The 14,267-nt window shown below is 38.3% G+C and carries 14 protein-coding genes and 1 pseudogene; 7 read left to right on the plus strand and 8 right to left on the minus strand.

The features are described 5' to 3' along the window. Positions 1-43: 43 nt before the first annotated feature. Both IPI59_11830 and IPI59_11835 read right to left on the minus strand, forming a co-directional pair. The gene (locus IPI59_11830) at positions 44-1,714 is read right to left on the minus strand and encodes a PDZ domain-containing protein (GenBank protein ID MBK7528219.1); all 1,671 of its coding nucleotides are present in this window, start codon (positions 1,712-1,714) and stop codon (positions 44-46) included. Between the two features lie 43 nt (positions 1,715-1,757). Further along, positions 1,758-3,398, minus strand: coding sequence for a S41 family peptidase (locus IPI59_11835; protein MBK7528220.1), 1,641 nt, complete (start codon positions 3,396-3,398; stop codon positions 1,758-1,760). A gap of 282 nt (positions 3,399-3,680) precedes the next feature. Between IPI59_11835 and IPI59_11840 the strand changes: the two genes are divergently transcribed. The 6 genes from IPI59_11840 to IPI59_11865 all read left to right on the plus strand — a co-directional run bounded on the left by IPI59_11840 (position 3,681) and on the right by IPI59_11865 (position 7,253). Next, the gene (locus IPI59_11840) at positions 3,681-4,295 is read left to right on the plus strand and encodes a 3'-5' exonuclease (GenBank protein ID MBK7528221.1); all 615 of its coding nucleotides are present in this window, start codon (positions 3,681-3,683) and stop codon (positions 4,293-4,295) included. Between the two features lie 155 nt (positions 4,296-4,450). Then, positions 4,451-5,017 carry a 30S ribosomal protein S6 gene (gene rpsF / locus IPI59_11845; protein MBK7528222.1) on the plus strand — a complete coding sequence of 189 codons (567 nt, stop codon included), beginning with the start codon at positions 4,451-4,453 and terminating at the stop codon, positions 5,015-5,017. Positions 5,018-5,137: 120 nt separating this feature from the next. Further along, positions 5,138-5,404: a 30S ribosomal protein S18 gene (locus IPI59_11850; GenBank protein MBK7528223.1), complete on the plus strand. Its 267-nt coding sequence runs from the start codon at positions 5,138-5,140 to the stop codon at positions 5,402-5,404. A gap of 34 nt (positions 5,405-5,438) precedes the next feature. Then, positions 5,439-5,885 carry a 50S ribosomal protein L9 gene (gene rplI, locus IPI59_11855; protein MBK7528224.1) on the plus strand — a complete coding sequence of 149 codons (447 nt, stop codon included), beginning with the start codon at positions 5,439-5,441 and terminating at the stop codon, positions 5,883-5,885. Between the two features lie 279 nt (positions 5,886-6,164). Next, on the plus strand, positions 6,165-6,545 hold the full coding sequence (locus IPI59_11860; GenBank protein ID MBK7528225.1) for a hypothetical protein: 381 nt from the start codon (positions 6,165-6,167) through the stop codon (positions 6,543-6,545). Positions 6,546-6,578: 33 nt separating this feature from the next. Then, positions 6,579-7,253 (plus strand): nicotinamide mononucleotide transporter, encoded by a 675-nt coding sequence (locus IPI59_11865; protein ID MBK7528226.1) that lies wholly within the window; start codon positions 6,579-6,581, stop codon positions 7,251-7,253. 29 nt (positions 7,254-7,282) lie between these two features. Here the strand turns inward: IPI59_11865 and IPI59_11870 are convergent, their stop codons facing one another. The 3 genes from IPI59_11870 to ung form a co-directional block, all read right to left on the minus strand. Next, a complete protein-coding gene (locus IPI59_11870) occupies positions 7,283-7,756 on the minus strand; it encodes a hypothetical protein (protein ID MBK7528227.1) in 474 nt (157 codons plus the stop codon). Positions 7,757-7,893: 137 nt separating this feature from the next. After that, entirely contained in the window at positions 7,894-8,637 is a 744-nt protein-coding gene (locus tag IPI59_11875; protein MBK7528228.1) for a beta-ketoacyl-ACP reductase, read from the minus strand. 471 nt (positions 8,638-9,108) lie between these two features. After that, positions 9,109-9,792: a uracil-DNA glycosylase gene (gene ung, locus IPI59_11880; protein ID MBK7528229.1), complete on the minus strand. Its 684-nt coding sequence runs from the start codon at positions 9,790-9,792 to the stop codon at positions 9,109-9,111. 147 nt (positions 9,793-9,939) lie between these two features. Here ung and IPI59_11885 point away from each other — a divergent pair, with 147 nt between their 5' ends. Next, positions 9,940-10,350 carry a 6-carboxytetrahydropterin synthase gene (locus IPI59_11885; GenBank protein ID MBK7528230.1) on the plus strand — a complete coding sequence of 137 codons (411 nt, stop codon included), beginning with the start codon at positions 9,940-9,942 and terminating at the stop codon, positions 10,348-10,350. Between the two features lie 156 nt (positions 10,351-10,506). On the opposite strand, the gene IPI59_11890 is transcribed toward IPI59_11885, so the two are convergent. From IPI59_11890 to IPI59_11900, 3 genes and pseudogenes are all read right to left on the minus strand, one after another. Then, positions 10,507-12,264 carry a thioredoxin family protein gene (locus tag IPI59_11890; protein ID MBK7528231.1) on the minus strand — a complete coding sequence of 586 codons (1,758 nt, stop codon included), beginning with the start codon at positions 12,262-12,264 and terminating at the stop codon, positions 10,507-10,509. 340 nt (positions 12,265-12,604) lie between these two features. After that, a pseudogene (locus IPI59_11895) lies at positions 12,605-14,056 on the minus strand (cation-translocating P-type ATPase). Continuing rightward, on the minus strand, positions 13,987-14,267 hold a 281-nt coding region (locus IPI59_11900; protein MBK7528232.1), incomplete at its 5' end, for a hypothetical protein. The gene IPI59_11900 and the pseudogene IPI59_11895, both read right to left, overlap by 70 nt.

Below are 14,267 nucleotides of genomic sequence, written 5' to 3' on the forward strand. Positions count from 1 at the left end.
AGTAACCGAAGAAATCGCCCACAAAATGGCCGAAAACAACGTTTTATTTTAAGTATTTACTGTACTCGGCGTTGTTTTGAATTAAACTGATGGCCTTTTTTATATTTTCATCGTAATCCAAGCTGGTTTCAATTTTTCCGGTTTGGTAGTAATAACGGCTGGCAATTTCTTGACGCAATAATTGTTTTATTTCGTTTTTATACTTGTTCAGTTCGGTGTTTTTTTGTGTTTTAATTTTGGATTCAATGCCTTGCAAAGTTTCTGATATGGCCGAATAATATTGCTCTTCTTTGGCACTTGTACGCAATTTTTCTATATCATCTTCACTTTTTGATTGATAGGTATAATCTTTTCCGGAAATAAAGGTTAAAAAATCTTCATAATCTTTATCGGTAAACTGAAAATTATGGGCTGGCGGAATACTGTCGTGGGTTCGGTTGTAAGCGTTAGCGTAATCAAAAATTAGGTTGTTCTTAATAAGTGCCTGAATTACGGGTGGGTGTTCAAGGGGGGGCATGGGCACGTCGGGCTCAACACCGCTTCCATCATAAACCTGGCGGCTATTGCGGGTTTTAAAGGCTTTGCGCAACGAGTCGGGCATGGCTGTTGTACCATCTTTGTAACGGCCTGAGTAGTCGAGGGCTTGCACACAGCGGCCACTTGGCAAATAATATTTTGCTACGGTAAGTTTTAATTTGCTATTATAACCTATATCTTTTGTTTGTTGTACCAAACCTTTGCCAAAACTTCGATTGCCTAAAATAACGGCGCGGTCAAAATCTTGCAAAGCCCCGGCTACAATTTCTGATGCCGAAGCCGATTTGTTATCAACCAATACTACAATTGGTATTTTGGGGTCTTCTGCATCTTGTTGAGTTTTATAATCTTTAATCCATTCGTCGGTTTTGCCAATTGTTTTTACTACTAATTCGCCGTTTGGTACAAATAAATTAACCATTGCAATGGCTTCGGCCAACAAACCACCGCCATTTTGCCGCAAATCAAAAACCAAACCTTCAAGTTCGCCTTGTTTTTTTAGGCTATTTAGGGCATCGCGCACCTCGCCCGAGCATCCGGGTTTTAAAAATGTTTTTAAATTAATATAGCCAACACCATTGGCTAACATGCCATAGTATGGTACACTTTTTCCTAAGTTTTTCGAGCGTTCGAGGGTTAGGTTCATGGGGTCGGTGCGACCTTCGCGTATTATTTGCAAACTTACTTCCGAGCCCGGTTGCCCTTGTAATATTCGTTTAACATCGTCAATATTGCGGCCTTTTGTACTTTGGCCGTTTATGCTGGCGATAATGTCGCCTGGGCGCAGCCCTTTTGTTTGGGCGGGCAATTCTTGTATTACTTCCGAGATAACAATTTGCTGGTTCCGGATAAATAATTCCACGCCAATATCTCCGGCTTCGGTTTGTTTTAATTTGTATTCTTCAATTTGCCCTTCCGAAAAATAATTAGTGTAGGGGTCAAGTGTTTTAAGCATCGAGTCAATACCTGCGCGCATTAATTTCGATGGCTCTACTTCATCAACATACAGCTCATTCGAGGCTTTGTATGCCTGAATGTAGAGTTCAATATTTTTTAGTAAGGCAAAATAGTGCTTATTGCCTGTGTCGGTAAATCCGTATCCAATGGCAGCGAAGGCAAATACCACTATGATAACGGCGCTGTTCTTTATATTTATTTCAATATGATTAAGGTTCATTTTAGCAGTTGTTAATTATAAATGATTGCTTCTCTTGGTTTTTTTAGTTCAGCAGTTTTTGGTAGGTAGTTTTATCGTTAAGTGCTTGTAGTGCTTTTATAACTACAGGGTCGTCTTCAAGCATTTCTTTAATTTGCCCTTTGTGGAAAAAATAACGCATGGCGATTTCGTGTTCTAAGGCAAATTTAATTTCTGATTTATATTTTTGTAAATCATTTAATTTGTCGTGTTGAATTTGGTTTTCTAATTTTTGCATATCGTCTTTAACAAGGGGTAAATATTTTTCGTTTTCGATGTTTTTTTGCAAGTCTTTTAATAATTTTTCACTTTCGGTTAAGTAGTCGTAGGATTTATCTTTTATATACGCAAAAAAATCATTAAGTTGGGCTTCGGTTAATTCAAATTCTTCGGGTTGGGGAATCGTTTCGTTTTTTGTTCTGAAAAGCGTTGCATAGTCAAAAATTAGTTCTTTTTGCAAAAGGCTCGAGGTTATAAGGCTATATTCAAACTCTGGTATTGTAATGTCGGGGTCAATACCGCCTGCATCCAATACTTTGCGACCATTTTTAGTTTTATAAGCTGTTCGCAACGAGTCGGCAACTTTATCTAAATTGTCGCGGTAGCCTCCCGAGTAATCAATAGCTTGTATGCAACGGCCACTTGGCAAATAGTATTTTCCGGTAGTTATTTTAAGTTTTGTATCGTAGGGCAAGGGGTGTGTGGTTTGTACTAAACCCTTACCAAAGCTTCTATTGCCCAACACAATACCCCGGTCTGTATCTTGAATAACGCCCGCTACAATTTCGGCTGCCGATGCCGACCCGCGGTCAATCATTACTGCTAAAGGTATATTGTTATCAATTGGTTCGCGGTCTGTTTTATAATATTTATCGCCTTCGCGGTTTCGGCTTTTTGTATAAACTACGGTTTGCCCGTTATTTAAAAACAAGCTAGCCACATTAACTGCTTCGTCTAAAAGGCCGCCGGGGTTACCCCTTAAATCAAGTATAATTGAGGTGGCTTTGTGTGTATTTTTTAACTCTTGCAACGCATTAGCTACCTCAAAATAACAGTTGTCGGTAAAATCGGCCAAAACAATATATCCTACTTGTGGCGATAGCATACCAAAATAGGGCACACTGCTCAGTTTAATTTCTTGTCGAAGCAGGGTGAGGCTAAGGGGTTTTGGCTCGTTTAGTCTTTGCAAGAGGATTTTTACCGGAGTTCCGGGTTGGCCTTTTAACATTCGGCTTACTTCGTCGGTTTTTTTACCTTTAACTTTTATGCCATCAATTTCAAGTATAATATCGCCTGCACGCAAATCGTTTTTTGCAGCGGGGTAGCCTTGGTAGGGTTCGGCCACAATAATATTATTATCTTTGCTGCTTATAAGTGCGCCTATTCCGCCATATTTTCCGGTAGTTTGTATTTTAAAACCGTCCATTTCCTCCTCCGAAACATATACTGTGTACGGGTCTAAAGATGCCATCATCGCATCAACACCGGTTTTAATAAATTTATCCGGATTTATTTCATCTACGTAATAGCTTTCAAGTTGATGCACAATATTAACAAAAAGCTCGGCATTTTTGGTAATTTCAAAGTGGTTGGCTGGCACCACAAACCCCAAACCCAAACCAATTGAAGCCAAAACTAAACATCGAATAAACCATTTTTTGGTCATATAAAAATATTTTTTCAAAATTAAAGTCAATAAATAACAACTAAGGTCTGCAAAAGGTTAAATTATTTTGGTGGCAAAGATACAATCAGACACAATAAATACCGCTCAATTAACATAAATTATAGTTTTTACAAGACTAACGCAATATTGCAGCACTAATTTATCCGGATAAAATTATTGTTTTGCCCAATACTGCATATTTTTGTTTTCCGGATATTTGCACCCTAAACTCCTTTCAAATTCTAACATTAAAAATAAACTACTCCCAATTATTTAGTAAATATGTATTATTTGGTTTTTGACCTTGAAATGTCGGGCGGCGAACCCGGATGGCATGAAATTATTCAAATTGGCGCAATTTTATACGACGAAAACTGGAATTTTTTAGGCGATTATTTATGCAATGTTTGCCCCGAAAATAAAGAGGCTTTTTCGAGGCCTGCCGAAGAAATACACGACCTTACCTGGGACGAACTGCAAAACGAACTTCTGATTGATGAGGTTTTAGAGGATTTTGAAGATTGGATGTTAGAAACTATGTTTGCAAACAACGAGCAAGAACGCCAGCGCCGCGCTTTGAGGAATGTTGTTTTGTGTGGGCAAAGTGTAGTAAACGATATTATGTTTTTAAAGTTTGCATACAAAGATTGCCGGATGGAATGGCCTTTTTCGTACACCCAGTTTGATTTGTTTACTTTAACGTTTTTGGTGTTCAGGGTATTGCGCAAAAGCGGAGTTTCAGTACCAAAATCGCGCAGTTTAGGGTCGGTGGCCGAGTGGTTGGGTTTTGAGCGCGAAACAACTACGCATAATGCCCTTGAAGATGCCGAAATAACCGCCAAATGTTTTAAAGCCTTAATGGTGCGCTTTGCCGATAAAATGCAAATTGGAAGCTAATTTGAAGCGCGTATATTTATCCGGAAAATTAAATAAACCATATCTAATTTTGGGTCTTAAAAATTATTTGCTTTTTTATGAACTTGATTGATAAAAAAGTTGTACCTTTGCGCCCACTTTGGTAAATCCATATTCTTTAACTTAAATTTGTAAGAATGCCTACGTCGTATGAATCTGTAGCTATTTTTACCTCGCAGTACAGTGCTGAAGAGGTAAACCATGCGATAGGCGAATACCGAAAGTTGTTGAATGCCCTCGGCGCTTCGATAGTGCACGAAGAGTTTTGGGGTCTAAAACAGCTCGCCTATCCAATTGAAAAACAAACAACTGGCTATTACTGGGTAGTAGAATACACCGGAAATGGTAATGTTGTTGAAAAACTTGAACTTGCACTAAAACGCGATGAAAACGCACTGCGCTTTTTAACTACCCGGTTAGATAAATACGCTGTTAAGTACAACGAAGACCGCCGCAATGGTATTGTTGGCCCAATTCGCCGCAAAGCTGCCCAAGATGCCGCTGCCGCCGAAGCCGCCGCACAAGCCCTTGCCGAGCCGCCCCGCGAACGCCCCACCTTGGTGCGCCGCGAAAAAGAAGCTCCACAAGTTACCCCCGATGCCCCCGCCGTTGCCCCCGTTGCCAATGACGATGATGTTGTTATTGATGAAAATGTTAATGACAACAATGATAACAGCAATAACGACGCAAACGACAACGATTAAACTTGTTTTACTTAATTTATTTAACAACTAAATCAAATAAATAAAGACAAATAATTATTTAATTTGTTTGATTATTTGATTAATTACTAATTATTTATTTAACACACACGTAATATTAAAATGAGTGCAAATAAAGAAATTCGTTTTTTAACCCAACCTAAACTGGGTTTAAACCGGAAAAAATATTGCCGCTTTAAAAAATTAGGAATCAAATATGTTGATTATAAAGACCCTGAGTTTTTATTGCGTTTTATTAACGAGCAAGGAAAAATTTTACCTCGCCGCATATCGGGCAACTCGCTTAAATTTCAACGCCGCGTAGCGCAGGCAATTAAACGTGCCCGCCACCTTGCCCTACTACCTTATGTAACCGATTTGTTAAAATAAGCCGCCAAGGCATTAAATATTTATCTATACAATTATGGAACTTATACTATTACAAGATGTAGCGGGCTTAGGGTTGCAGTACGATTTGGTAACAGTAAAAAACGGCTATGGCCGCAACTACTTGATTCCCAAAAAATTAGCGGCTGTTGCCAACAAAGCCAGTAAAGCTATGGCGGCTGAACGTATGAAAGTACTTCAATTAAAAGAAGAGCGTATGCTGCACGAAATTGAAGACTTAGTAGGCTGCATTAAGGAGAAACCTATTATTGTAGGCGCTAAAACCGGCACAACCGAAAAAATATTTGGTGCAGTTACCAATGTTCAATTAGCCGAGGCAATTAAACGCCAAACCGGAATTGATATTGACCGTCGCAAAATAGAAATTGTTGAAGAGGTTAAAACATTAGGTCTTTATACCGCCCAACTTAACTTTATCGGTGGTCGCCATTACACGATTGAATTTGAGGTTGTTGCCGAATAATAAGGCGATTATCTACTTAGTTTTTTCGAATTAATTTTTTTCTGAAAATACCCAAAGCACTTGCCAAAACTTTAGCAAGTGCTTTTGTTTTTATACAACCTGATTGGCGCAATATTAGGTTTTTTCAAATAATACGTTAATAAACTTGTATCTTTGCCGCACCATTTAGCTTATTCGTACCTTTTTATATTAAAAAAACACGGCTGCTAAAAACATTTATCCGGAGACGGGAAAACAAAAAAATGCGCTTAAAGTCGGTCAAATAAATAGTATTAAAATATGCAATATAAAATTTACCTTTTGGCTTCGTGCAGTACCAATAAAAAAATACTTAAAGAAGTAAATCCGGGGCCATACTTCCAATTTCAGGATATTAAAACCGAAGGTATTTTGCCAGAACAGCTCGATGAAATGAAAGAAAAGACGGGTAGTTACGAAGCATTATTTAGCCGGAATGCCCTAAAATACAGAACAATGGGCTTAAATAATATATCTTTAACCGAGGCCGATTACCGCCGCCTGATTTTAGAGGAATATACTTTTTTAAAACGACCTGTCTTTTGGGTAGGCGATTCTTTGTTTGTTGGCAATGCACCCAAAACTATTGCTGCCCTTAAAGCAGCTATTGCCACCCACGAAGCCCAAAATAAAGCAAGTTAATACCAATGCTATTCTATTATCTTCTAAGAAAAAATGATACACGATTTTTTTTTAAATTGGTATAAAACAAGCTATGTTGTAGCCAATATAGTGGGCTACGAATTGTCGTTTGTAGAATTGATAGGCACCATATCCGGATTAATTACGGTTTGGTTACAAACACGCTCAAACATTTTTGCCTGGCCAATAGGCATTATTAACACTGTTGCGCTGTTTGTGCTGTTTTACCAAATAAACTTGTATGCCGATATGTTTTTGCAGGTTTATTATTTTGTTATGTGTATTTATGGGTGGGTGTACTGGGGCAAGCAAAAAAATAGCCATCAACCCAAAAAAAATATAGGTGTTTTAAATGCCCAACAACGGCTAAAATTACTACTACTCATTTTGGCAAGTACTGTAGTAATGGGTTTTATAACTCAAAAACTACATGTATGGTTGCCTGCAATTTTTACTATTCCGGCCTCCTATCCATATACCGACTCGTTGGCAACTACTGCAAGTATAATAGGCAATTGGTTGCTGGCTCGCCGTATCCTCGAAAACTGGGCTGTTTGGGTCTTTGTTAACGTCTTATCTATTGGTTTGTATATAGCAAAAGATGTAAGGTTTATTGCCTTACAATTTGTTATTTATTTGGTTCTGGCCGTTTATGGGCATTTTAAATGGAAAACCGAACTGCAAACACAAACAAAACTGTCACGTTAAAACTGCAAACCAAAATAAAATCATTCTTTTTATTTGGCAATTTCTATATATCTGTTGGGCATTTCTATGCCATTTAGCCATGCTTGTTTACAAATTTCTTTGTTATCGGCTAAATCAAATTCGCACAATAACGTGTCAACAGTATGCAGATTTAAGGCAATTAGTGTGGTAGATTGAATACCCTCGTAATAGTAAGAGGGGTAAACGGTAAGCATAAAATCTCCGTTTTCTTTTACTGTTGTGCCGAAAAAGTTTGGATTATCTAAATTTTCCTTGTGCATGTATTCAAATGCTGTACCGTTTTTGTAATAAATCCGGATATTGGATTCATTATAATCTTCACTGCTATTAATCAGGTTATTGCCGGCCTGTGTTTTATAATGAATTTGAACAGCCGTGTCAACTATAGCACAGCAATCAGTTTTTTTGCTACAACCGAAACCAGCATTTAAGGCAGCAATTAACAATAATAAGAATATCAGTGTAAGTGAACCTTTTTGCATAATGTTTTTCTTTTAAAATGATATAAAACATAACCTAATTAACCGGAGAGCAAATTATAAAAATAACTCTCCTGTTAGTTAGGTTTTAGATTTGTTGTGGCTAGGCTTCAGTTCATTTTTGGGTTGCGTCGGTAGCTCTACAAAGTTAAACCACCGTCGGCACAAATGGTAGCACCGTTAATATAGCTGGCATTATCTGAGGCTAAAAACAGATATACTTGTCCAATTTCGTTGGGTGTGCCTAAGCGCGCTAAGGGAATACGGCTAAGCAAACCCTCCATTACTTTATCGGGTATGGTGCCCATCATGTCGGTTTGCACAAAACCGGGGGCAACAGTATTTACGGTAATGCCTTTTTTGCCTAATTCGCGTGCCCAAACTTTACTCATTCCAATTAAACCTGCTTTGGCGGCAGCGTAATTGCTTTGGCCAAAATTGCCATACAATGCTACAACCGACGAGGTATTGATAATACGGCCATAGCCTTTTTTAATCATATAAGGCGCAACTGCTTTGCCGCAATAAAATACCCCCGATAAATTGACATCAATAACTTGCTCCCATTGTTCTACCTCCATTTTGGCAAGGGTTGCATCGCGGGTAATTCCGGCGTTATTTAATAAGATATCAATTTGGCCATATTCTTTGACCACTGCGTCTGCGGCGGCCTCTACATCTTTCCATTCAGAGGTATTAACTTTTGCAAAATGCACTTTATAGCCTTGCTCTTGCAATTCTTTTTCGGTAGCTTTGCCTTTAGGCTCGTTCATGTCCCAAATAATTACGGTAGCACCCGCTTGGGCAAATAGGGTGGCGGTTGCTTTGCCAATGCCATTTGCACCTCCGGTAACAATGGCAATTTTGTCTGCTAAAACTTTCATTAAGTAGTATAGTTGTTAAAAATTTAAATAAATTACGCCAGATAAACTTGTAAGTAAATAAATTTATCCGGATTAAAGGCGTTTAACAACTGATTGTTTGTGGAATAATTTTTTTCTACTTTAGGGGTAGTGCGTGTAAAAGTATTATTTAATATCGTTAGTTTTGTTCTTGCGTTTAATTCAATTTTATATTTTGTGTTTCTAATAAATTATTGGTTTCAAATTTTAAGACGGGGATTAATTTACTAAGTTTAATATATTTGTTCATCCGGAAGATATTGCCTTGAATTAATCTTGGTTAATCCGGAAAAACAAGCCGCAAATGTAGGTATTTTTCCGGAATTAATACTGTATTGCACAAATAAAAACAATATCTTGTAAATGATTGACAGTTAGCGCAGTAAACATTGACAAGACTACGCAAAGTAAAGTAAATTTATTTTAGGCTTAGTTGCCTAAATTTTTTACTTTTTATAGTTTCCAATCAATTGGCGACTGGCCTTGCTGTGTTAGCAAATTATTGGTTTTGCTAAAGTGTTGGCAGCCTAAAAATAATCGTACCGACAGTGGCGAGGGATGTCCGGCGGTTAAAATATGGTGGCGGTTGGCATCAATTAAAGCTAATTTACTTTTGGCAAAATTGCCCCAAAGCATAAAAATTATGCCTTGCCTGTGCTGCGACAGGGCGCTAATAGTGGCATCGGTAAAACGCTGCCAGCCAATATTTTGGTGCGAGAGTGGTTTGCCTTGCTCAACGGTAAGCATGGCGTTGAGCAAAAAGACACCTTGTTTAACCCATGGAGTTAGGTCGGTATTGCCTGTAAATTGGATGCCCAAATCGGCACTAATTTCTTTAAAAATATTTTTAAGCGATGGCGGTGCTTCAATTCCATTCGGAACAGAAAAACTAAGCCCGTGCGCCTGCCTTGGCCCATGGTAAGGGTCTTGACCTAAAATAACCACTTTAACTTGGTTAAAAGGTAATAAATTGTAGGTGTTAAAGATTAAATTTCCGGGAGGATAAATAGTTTTTTGAGCCTGTTTTTCGGCCAATAGAAAAGCTTTGAGATTGGCAAAATAAGGCTGCTCAAATTCGGTTTTTAATACGTTAAACCACGACTCGTCAATTTTTGGTTTTACGGTATCGGTGCTCATAGTTTGTAAAATATAATGTAGGGTAGGGTAGTGGCAACAAGAGGGGCAAAATTAATTGTTTTGTGCAAAACCAAGCGCAATTTATTAAACTTGTAAAACCTTATAGTTATCTTTGCAGAGAAAAATAATTTAACGCACTACTATTATATGGTTTATTTAACCCGAGTTGAACATTTTTGTGCTGCCCATAAATTGCACAACCCTAATTTGAGTGAGGCCGAAAATCAGGCCTTGTTTGGCAAATGTGCCAACCCTAATTGGCATGGACATAATTATAGGTTACATGTAACTGTTAAAGGGGTGCCCGCCCCCCACACAGGATTTGTAATAAATGCTATAAATCTTAGCGCCATTATTAAAAAGGTAATTTTAGAAAAGGTTGACCACCTTAATTTAAACCTCGATGTTGATTTTATGCAGGGCATTTTGCCATCAGCCGAAAACCTTTTGATTGCTATTTGGCAACAACTTACACCACATATTACCGGTGCGGCTACTTTGCATTGCATTAGATTAGAGGAAACAGATACTATTTACGCCGAATATTATGGCGAGTAACAAACAGATGAATGGCAACAATCTTTTTCCGGATTTTGCTGGGTTACTCGTCTTGAGTATTAATAAAATAGGCCATCCTATTTTATCTTTTGGCTGAAATAAAAAAAACGACCTAAATATGATTTTTTAGGTCGTTTTTTTGTTTTGTCTTTGACTTTATTTTTTAAGTTTTTCTAAAAGTTTTTGCATTTCGGTAATATCCTTACCTTCTGCTTGGCCTATGGAAATTGCTTCGTTGGCGTATTTTTCTGAATTTAGGGTGTCGCCAATTTTATAAAGAAGGCTCGCATACATACTCACGGTAGTGTAATTTTTTTTGTCTTTAGCGTTCGACAAAATATGTTCGGCCCAACGTTTTGCCCTATATAAATCTAATTTTCCACTAACATAATTATTATAAACGTTGCTGGCTTCTAAGAGCAAATCAATATCGTCCATGTTTTGGCCGTTAAAATAATTAGCTGTATAGTCCACGTAGGCATTCCAGTCTTTACCTGCCGACAAGTATAACAATTGGTAGCGAGGTTCCATTTTTGTTTGTTCGCCGGGGTAATAGCGGCGGGCAATTCCAACATATTCGTTGTACATGGCTTGGTCTTTGTTTTCTCCGGCTTTGGCTATACTTGCGTTAATCAAATCATGGCATTTTTTGTCAATTTCTTTTTCCCCGTAGGCATCAACAAATTTGGCTTTATTTGCCAATAAATATTCAATCCCTTCAGATTTCATGTCGGGAGCCATTTTAAACAGCAAGTTTAAGGTTTCTTTTGAATCAACTTGTTCTTTTTCGGCCTTTTCGAGCGTTATTTTTGCAGCAGCCCAAGCTTCATTGTATTGCTTGGCTTTATAAAGCAGGTTAGTATAAGTATCGTTGTTGTAATATTTGTTGCTTAACGAGATGGAGCGTTTAGACCATTTAATAGCATCTTCTAATTGTTCGGCATCTGTAGCATGTTCAAAAAAGTTCCAGGCTACATTATTTAGTCCAACTGCGTCGTCCATTAAGTTTAAAGTTACGTAATCGGGGGCGGCGTTACAATAAGCAGCCCAATCTTTATTGGCTTCAAAGTATATCATTGAAAGCTCGGGTTTAAGACGGCGCGCTTTATCGCTCATATTGGCATCAACAAATTTTAAGGCTTCGTCCATTGCCGTAGTATTGCCTTTTTTGCCGGCTTCGGCCACTTTTTGACGCATAGCATTACCCAATACAGTGTGTACTTTTTCGGCACCAAATGTTTCAACAAATTTTGCGGTATTTTGCGACATAATGTCGAATGCGGTATTATTAAAATCTTGAGCAACCTGCATAATGAGTTTCATGTTTTCGGTACTCAACAATTTTTTACTTCCGGCCAAACCTTGTAAATACTCTTCGGAGATTGTGCCGGCGTCGCCCATAGATGCTTCAACGGCAGCCATAGCAAATTTATACAACAGGTCGGGGGTACGTGTTCCGTAGTCGTATGTGTTTTTTAAGGTGTAGTATTGTGTATTTTCGTTTAGGGAGTTACTTCCTAAGGTTATAAAATCGCCGGCCTCAATATAGCCGCCGCCGCGGTGAACTAAAATTCCTTCGGTGCTAAAAAACAAATAAGTAGGGTAAAATTTAACCTGGTGGGTTTTTGCCAAGGCAAGTCCATCGCCTTTTTCCATGTCAAATTTCACGTTTACAAAATTGTCGTTAAAAAACTTGGCAACTTCTGGTTTGCTAAATATTTCGCGATCCATACGTTTACAAGGTTCGCACCAACTGGCATAGGCATCCATAAAAATGGGCTTGTTTTGTTTTTGCGACTCTAATTGAGCTTGTTTCCAGTTGCCCTGAAAAAAATTAATATTTTGCGCTTTTAAATTATTTGCCCCTAAAAAGACAATAGCCAACACGCTAACGTAAAAAAGTAATTGCTTCATTAAAATAATATTATTTGGTTTTATAGGTGTTTATTATATTGATATTTGTTAGACAAAGACAGTCGGGTTAATCTATCCGGATATTTTACTGGATATTTTTACCGCAAAACATCATCCGGAAAAAATTAATCCGGACATGTTGAGTTGGTTTTGATGGTCAAAATTAGCCATTTTTTTATTTGTCCATGCAATTTCGGCCTAATAAAATACAAAAATCAGTCCAAAAAAACTACTATAAGGGCTAAAATCTGACAAATAACGCAAGTTAAACACTTTAACGTAGGCAATGGTTTAATTACACACAGTTATATGTGTTAAATTTACAGCAAACAATTAAACGTTAGAAGGGCAATTTTTTATAGCGCAATCGCAACGAATTGCCTATCACAACCACATCTGACAAAGCCATTGTTAAGGCGGCAATGGTTGGGTTTAAGTAACCAGCAGCAGCCAGCGGTATAGCTAATACATTGTAGAAAAATGCCCAAAAAAGGTTTTGTTTAATTGTAGTGATGGTTAATTTACTAATGCCTATTGCCTGCGTAAGTTGACCTAATTTGTTGTTCAGCAAAACAATATCGGCGGTTTCCATAGCTAAGGACGAGGCATCTGACAATGAAATTCCAATTGTTGCTTTTTGTAGTGCTGGGGCATCGTTTACGCCATCTCCTACCATGGCTATGGCGGTATTTTCTTGTTGAAGGTTGTCAATTACAGCTAATTTTTGTTGGGGTAATTGGCCGGCCATCCAGTTGTCAATTCCTACCGTTTGGGCAAACTGGGCAACTTTTGTTTGTTGGTCGCCGCTTAGCAACAGTGGTTCAATTTCAAGGCTTTTAAGCTGGGTTATTACCTGAGCTGCCTCAGGACGCGGGGTATCGGTTAGGTTTATTGAGCCAACAAATTTATTATTACAAGAAATATATATTTGTTGCCCTTCTACAATTTTGCTGTTTTGCACTAGGTCATCGTCAAAATAGTGTTGTGCGCCAATAGCCCAAATATTACCTTCGCTGTCGGTGCCCGTTATGCCTTTGCCTTTGGTTTCGTTAATTTGGCTAAAAACTAAAGGTGGCATATTTGGCGATAAATAGGTTTCAAAAAAGTTTACAACCGATTTTGCAATTGGGTGAGAGGAGTATTTTTCTAATCCGGAAACTGCTGCGGCAAAATCATCATCGGGTAAAGTTGTGCTATAATTGCCTACGGCCAGGGCGCCGGTGGTAAGTGTACCCGTTTTGTCGAACACTATTTTTTTAACGTTTGCCAATAACTCGATGATACTGCCTCCTTTAATTAAAATGCCTTGTCGCGTAGCACGACCTAAGCCGACCATTACGGCGGTTGGCGTAGCTAAACCCATGGCGCAGGGGCAGGCTATTACTAAAACAGCAATGGCGTTTAACATGGCTTGTGGGGCGGGCAAATTAAAGGCAAAAAATCCCAAAACAAAGGTTAAAATGGCAACTGCTAAAACTGCCGGAACAAAAACTGCACTAATTTTATCGGCTAACCGATGTATTTTAGGTTGGTCGTTTTGGGCTTTTCGCACCAATTCTATTATTTTAGATAATGCAGTATGTCCGCCTACCCGGGTGGCTTCAATCCGGATACTGCCCGATTCTAAAACTGTTCCTCCAATAACTTCGTTTTTAGTAGCTACATATTGCAATTCTGACTCGCCGGTCATCATAGAAGAATTGACCATGCCCTCGCCCCAAATTACCACACCATCAACCGGAATTTTATCGCCGCTATTGACCAATAAAATTTGTTTGGTTTTAACATCTTTGCCGGCACCGAAATAATTGTTTCTTTACCTAATGTCTGGTCGAAACTAATTAAGTTAGCCTTTTCGGGCTGCATGGCTATTAAACCTCTGATGGCTGCATTTGTTTGGTAAACCGACCTTTGTTCGAGCAAATTACCCAATAAAACTAAGGTGGTAATACTGGCTGAAGTTTCCCAAAACTGAAAATCGTGCCCGTAGCCGTTAATAAATC

The organism is Sphingobacteriales bacterium, assembly GCA_016706405.1.
GTDB lineage: Bacteria > Bacteroidota > Bacteroidia > Chitinophagales > UBA2359 > BJ6.